General features: G+C 69.0%; 4 protein-coding genes and 1 rRNA gene. All 5 read right to left on the bottom strand.

What is annotated here, in order from left to right:
* Positions 1-429: 429 nt before the first annotated feature.
* On the bottom strand, positions 430-840 hold the full coding sequence (gene ndk, locus AB0B64_RS31655; RefSeq protein WP_214642928.1) for a nucleoside-diphosphate kinase: 411 nt from the start codon (positions 838-840) through the stop codon (positions 430-432).
* A gap of 545 nt (positions 841-1,385) precedes the next feature.
* Positions 1,386-3,203 (bottom strand): hypothetical protein, encoded by a 1,818-nt coding sequence (locus AB0B64_RS31660; protein WP_358181234.1) that lies wholly within the window; start codon positions 3,201-3,203, stop codon positions 1,386-1,388.
* A gap of 11 nt (positions 3,204-3,214) precedes the next feature.
* Positions 3,215-3,553 (bottom strand): DUF4233 domain-containing protein, encoded by a 339-nt coding sequence (locus tag AB0B64_RS31665; RefSeq protein WP_357648052.1) that lies wholly within the window; start codon positions 3,551-3,553, stop codon positions 3,215-3,217.
* Positions 3,553-4,842, bottom strand: coding sequence for a folylpolyglutamate synthase/dihydrofolate synthase family protein (locus tag AB0B64_RS31670; protein WP_357941452.1), 1,290 nt, complete (start codon positions 4,840-4,842; stop codon positions 3,553-3,555). Before AB0B64_RS31670 ends, AB0B64_RS31665 begins: the two co-directional genes overlap by 1 nt.
* Before the next feature lie 1,442 nt (positions 4,843-6,284).
* A 5S ribosomal RNA gene (rrf, locus tag AB0B64_RS31675) occupies positions 6,285-6,370 on the bottom strand; the annotation flags it as partial.

The raw sequence follows: 6,370 nt of genomic DNA on the forward strand, positions 1-6,370 counted from the left end.
AGCCCATCCGGGAGCCCCGATGTCGCCGCAGGCGAAGGACAACATTGGGCCTCCGTCTTGCACCGTTTTGACCCACCCACCGTCAGCGGCCGATCATCGGGCACCTGGGGATCTAACTCCTCTGTACCGTGGCCGGCCCCATCCACGGAAGACGGCCCACAGCGCGCACGTCACGGCGCCCGGCCACCTCCACCGGAGGAGCGTGCCCCTGGACAGGCGCCGGCCCCGTGCGGCGGGTGGGGTGCACCGGGCTTGCCGTACAAGATCGCAAAAAGCCTGTCATATCTCCGACGCGCGCTGCCGCGCACGGCCGGGTGGACCGGACAAAATTTGCGCAAAAAAAGCGCCCGCCATCATGGCGGGCGCTCGGCACCTCAGAGACGTCAGAGCAAGCGGAGACCTCAGAGAGGGCAGGAGAAGCGGGAGAGACTAGAACCGGTCGGGGAAGAAGATCTTGATCTCCCGCGCGGCCGACTCGGGCGAGTCGGAGCCGTGGACGATGTTCTCGCCGATCTCCAGCGCGTGGTCGCCGCGGATGGTGCCGGGCGCCGACTTGACCGGGTCCGTGAGCCCCGCCAGCGCGCGGAACGCCTCGACGGCGCGCGGCCCCTCCAGCACCAGCGCGACCAGCGGCCCCGAGGTGATGAACTCGACGAGCTCGCCGAAGAACGGGCGCTCGGAGTGCTCGGCGTAGTGGGCCTTGGCGGTGTCGACGTCGAGAGTGCGCAGGTCCATCGCAGCGACCTTCAGGCCCTTGCGCTCCACGCGGGCGATCACGTCACCGATGAGGCCACGCTTCACTCCGTCGGGCTTGATCAGGACAAGAGTGCGCTCGGACACTTGAGGTTCTCCTTCGAACAGGGTGTGGTTCGGGGCTGCGGCCACATGCACCGGCTTGGCTCCACGGGGAATCGGCCCGGGGGCGCAGGCCCTCGCGTCGAGGTGGCTGCGGCTCAGCTTACCGCCCACGACGGCTCCCCCGTTTCGCCGCGACCGAGCCCATCAACGCCGCACACACCGGCACGCCTCGCGCCAGCCACACCTGTACAGGCCTCGCTCGGCAACGCACCATCGACCAACGGCCTGGGAGGTGGCCGTCCATGGAACCCACTCCTACGGGCCGGTCCCCCAGGGCGGTCGCCCTACGCGGGCCCTACGGACCGGTCCGGCGGGCCAGCGCAACCCTGTGGTCCTATGGGCCGGTGCTACCGACCAGTCCTACACACCAGCTCCACGCAAGGCCCTTACGGAACGGTGCTACGGACCGGTCCTACAGGCCAGCCGCACGCGGGATCCTACGGGCCGGCCCTTCGCGGGGTCCTATGGGTCGTGCCTCCGGCCGGTCCGGCGGGCCAGCACAACCCGGTGCTACGGATGGGTCGGTGCTATGGAGTGGTGTCCTCGGGCGATTGAGCCTGCGGCGGGACAGGTGGGACAGGACCGGTCACCTCACCCACCCCCTCCACACTCGCGACATTCCGGTCAGCCGCGCCGGAGGAGTCGGGCGACACGGGGATGCGCGGTATCGCCCCGGCAGGCCGATCCTCTGCCCCGGCTGCCGGCTGGGCGGGCACCTCCAGGGCGTCCACCGCCATGGTCGGCCCGCGGCGCTCAGACCGGCGGCTCCTCACCGTAGGGACCGCCGCCTCAGCGGCTGAGCCTTCCCCCGCCCCCTCCGCGACCACGTCCGCGCCCGTGGAAGTCCCCGAAGAGGCCGAAGACGCCGAATGACCGTCTGCATCCGGCGAAGACACCAAAGACGGCGAAGGCGCCGAATCACCGCCCGTCGGCTCGGCCGCTTCATCTGCCTCAGATGCTTCATCGGCCGGAGCCGCGCGCCGCGAGAGCAGCTCCGCCAGGACGATGACCGCGACCACCAGGAACCCGCCGATCAGCGACCACAGATGCAACGTGCCCACAAACCGGTCCACCAGTTGCTGCGCCACCGTGACCCCGCGCAGCATCATCAACTGCACCCCGGTAGCCAGCAGATAACCGGCCAGCACACCGGGAAAACAGAGCGCCAGGCCGAACAGCGCCGCCCCGATGCCCGACTGGCTGAGCGCGGACGTGAGCGCCACCGCCGCGCCCGCCGCCAGCAGAGTGAACGGGATCACCAACACGAGCCCATCGGCGGCCGGCACCAGGACGCGCACCGAGCACAGACCGACCACCATCGCCAGCAACCCCATCGGCGCGAGCCACCGCGCTCCGGCGAACAGCCGCACCGCGATGGCGGAGGCCAGCCCCAGCACACCCGCCACCACGAACGGGATCCACAGCCCGGTCATGCCCGGACCGCCGAGGCCACGCATCTCCACGTAGGTGATCTGGGCCAGGCTCGGGAGCAGCACGATGCCGACCGCGACCATGACGTACGCCAGTGTGCGGCCCTCACGGCTGCCGAAGGAGGCCATCACGAGCAGCGCGACGACCGCCAGCACGGCCAGCAGGATGACCAGGCCGGGCCCCCACTCCTCGCTCGCGGTGCTGATGGCCACCACCGAGATGCCCACCGCGGGCACGCTCGCGAGCAGCAAGCGGCTGCGTTCGGCGGCCCGTGGCGAGGGCATCGGCGGCTGGCCCTGCAGCAGCCAGACGACGAAGTAGACCGCTGCCAGCGCGAGCGCGATGCCCGTCAGCAGCGGGTACGGCTGGAGCGTGATCTTCCAGTCGCTCACCTGATCGAGCGGCCACAAGGCGAGCGCCTGGGCGGCGAGCAGGCTGAACGCGAGCATGCCGGTCCAGATCGCCCGCAATGCCATGGAACGCTCCCAGGCCGCGACCAGCGTGGCCGGGATGAGCAGGCCCGCGCCGATCCCGTGCAGCACGCGCAGCGTCGCCACCAGGAACGTCGAGCCCGCGAATCCGCCCGCGACGTCGGCCAGCGCGAGCACCGTGAGCCCGCCGAGCAGCATGTGGGGGACCTTGACGTGACGCAGCGCCACCGCGGCGAGCGGCACCGTGAGGATCATCGCCGGGAGCGCCAACCCGTGCGCGCGCATCAGCGCGAGCTTGTCGAAGCCCTCGGGCAGCAGACCCGAGACCACGGACACGGTGTTGGGGATCGCGAGCATCGCCAGTGGCAACGCGACGATGATGAGCAGCCCGAGCACCGAGTCGAGCAACCATGGGAACCTGACGCGTGCGGTGGGTCCCGCGCTGTGTGCGTTCGGGGACCGCTGGATCGGGGGGACGGCCATGTTCGCCGACTTTAGCGGGAAGTCACGCCCTCGACACGGCGAGCGACGAATATCGCGGTAATCCATAGCGCCGCGAAGATCACCCCTAGGAAGAACATCGTCGGCACGAGGAACCCCGTGCCGATGGCCAGGACCTGCAGGATAGTGCCTGCGACGTACGCGAAGGGCCGCTTGAGCAGCCCGGCGACGATCACGCACAGCACCGCCAGCCCAATACCGACAGTGACCGCCACCGCCGTCTGAACGCCGCTGTTGATCGCCACCGGCGTAATCAGCGCGGCGACGATGGCCTCCATGCCGAGAACGCTGGCGCCGAGCCGGCGCATGCCCGGGGTGACCTGGAAGTTCATCACACACTCCCCGCCTTGAGCAGGTGACGCGCGTCCCCGGCCGTCACGACCGAGCCGGTGATGAGCACACCCGTGCCGCTGAACTCACCCTGGGCGTCGGCGATGCCGATGCCCATGTCGATGGCCTCGTCGAGGCGTTCGACGACCCGCACCCTGTCCTCTCCGAACAGCGGTATGGCCACCTCCGCCAGCTCGGCGGGCGACATCGACCGAGGCGAGGAGTTACGCGTGACGACGATCTCGTCGAGAATCGGCTCCAGCAGGTCGAGCAGGGTAGCCACATCCTTGTCGCGCATCACCGCGACGACGCCCACGACCTTGGCGAAGTCGAACGCCTCTTGCATGCCCTCGAGCGACGCCTGCATGCCGCCGGGGTTGTGCGCCGCGTCGACGACGACCGTGGGATTGCGGCGCAGGATCTCCAGCCGGCCCGGCGAGGACGCCCCCGCGAACGCCTGGCGTACGAGCTCCACGTCGAGCGGATCGTCGCCCCCCGTCAGAGCCTCCACAGCGGCCAGTGCGCAGGCCGCGTTGCTCGCCTGGTGCTCGCCATAGAGAGGCAGGTAGACCTCCTCGTAGACGCCCTTGAGGCCCCGCAGGGTGAGCAGTTGTCCGCCCATCGCCACCTCGCGGGCGAGCACACCGAACTCGAGCCCTTCGCGGGCGACCACCGCGCCGACATCGACGGCCCGGCGCATCAGCACCTCGGCGGCCTCGAGCTGCTGCTGGGCGAGTATGGCCGTGGCACCGGGCTTGATGATGCCCGCCTTCTCCCCGGCAATGCTCGGGATGTCGGGCCCGAGCCGGTCGGTATGGTCGAGCGAGATCGGGGTGACGACGGCGACGGTGCCGTCCGCGACGTTCGTCGCATCCCAGGAGCCGCCCATGCCGGCCTCGACGACCGCCACGTCCACCGGAGTGTCGGCGAAGGCGGCGAAGGCCATGGCCGTGAGCAACTCGAAGAACTGGATCCGCCGCCCCTGCGTGTCGGCGAGCTCAACGTAAGGGGCGATCTCCTCATATACCTGGGCGAACCGCTCCTCGCTCAGCGACTCGCCGTCAACGGTGATGCGCTCGCGCACCGAGACGAGATGCGGGCTCGTGAACCGGCCCACACGCAGATTGCGCTCCTTGAGCAGCGCCTCGGTCAAGCGCGCCGTGCTCGTCTTACCGTTCGTGCCCGCTATGTGTACGACAGGGTATGCCTGCTGCGGCGAGCCGAGCAGGTCCATGAGGGCCGCGATCCGGTCCAGCGTCGGCTCGAAGTCCCACTCGACGCCTCGCTCCATGATCGCGCGTTCAACCGCACGAAAGTCCACCCCTCAACCCTACTGACCGTACGGAGCGCTCTCCCACGCCACCACCTGATGATCAGCGGTTTCGGTGCCCGGCTTTGCCGGCAATGGGCTGGCAACTCGCGGTACGCGACCCGCACGGCCGACGGCTTGCGTCGTTGATGCCGGCCGTCTGCCGGACGGTCGCCCACCCGTGACACTCCATGGCCGGTCGTCCAGCCGTGACACTCCATGGCCGTTTGACGGATGGTCACCCACCCGCGGTACTCCGGCATTACCGTCCCCGTCAGCTCCCCGTCGATCTGAATCTGCGTGCCGCGAACCGGAGGGCGGGTCGCGGGCATTTCCTCCACGACATCGCTCCGCACGCTCGAAGACACTGCAGAGGACAAGGGAAACCACGATGACGAGACCGTGGATTACCGCTCTCAGACGTCAGCCGCAAATCCCGGCGGCCTATCTGAGGTTCGCCATGCCGAACCGACGCAGGAAGACGGTCGTCCAGTAACCACGCCGCACGGTTCCGGCTCGCGCCATCCTCGTCCAACCCGCTTGAGGTCCCCGTCGAAGTCGCCTGTGGTGTGGGACCTCATCCGCGGGATGCTCCGTTGCCGCCGGCAAAGGCCTCTCGTCTCCGACGAGCGTTCCAAAGGTGCAGGAACACAAAAATGGTCCCCACGCGCCAAGCCGTCCTTCCAGCTCCTTCGACGCGGCTCCAGCAAGCCGCCTCCAGGCCGCCTCGTGCGGGCCGAGCTCTCCAGGCCCCGAGGACGGCGCGAGACCCGGAACGCAGAAAAGCCTGGGAACAGGGCCTGACCCCGAAACGCAAAAGTGGACCCCCGCGCCAGGCCGTCTCCCTCCCGCCTTCGCCGTCCCTCCCGCAGGCCGCCTCATGCGGGCCGAGCCCTCGAGGCTCCGAGAGCGGCGCGAGGGCCGAAACCCAGAAAAGCCCGGGAACGGCAATGCCCGGGAACGGCGCCTGACTCCATAACGCAAAAAGTGGGCCCGTGCCAAGCCGTCCCTACCCGCGTTCGCCGTCTCTCCGGCAGGCCGCCTCGTGCGGGCCGAGCCCTCCAGGCCCGGGAACGGCCCAACGCCCCATAACGCGAAAAAAGGCCCCACGCCCAAGACGTGAAACCCATCACCGCGAACGAGCCGAGCGCTCTGGCGCCCGTAAGCCCTGACCAAGCCCAGCGCGCCACCACCCTCCCGCACAACCCTTCCGCCCCCGACCCCCCGGGAACGACCCGTACCGACCCGTAACGCAAAAGAAGGACCCCAACGCGCAAGGCGCACGACCCAACAACGCAGAAAAGGGCCCCACACACAGCGCGCAAAACCCCACAACGCGCAAGGCCCCGCAACGCGTGAGGTCTCTGAAACGCGGAAAAGGGCCCCACGCGTGTGCGTGGAGCCCTTTTCCGTCTTCAAAGATTGTCCGGCGGTGACCTACTCTCCCACACCCTCCCGAGTGCAGTACCATCGGCGCTGGGAAGCTTAACTTCCGGGTTCGGAATGTAAC

The sequence above is a fragment of the Nonomuraea sp. NPDC049129 genome (assembly GCF_040648495.1).
In the GTDB taxonomy this organism is placed as follows: Bacteria; Actinomycetota; Actinomycetes; order Streptosporangiales; family Streptosporangiaceae; genus Nonomuraea.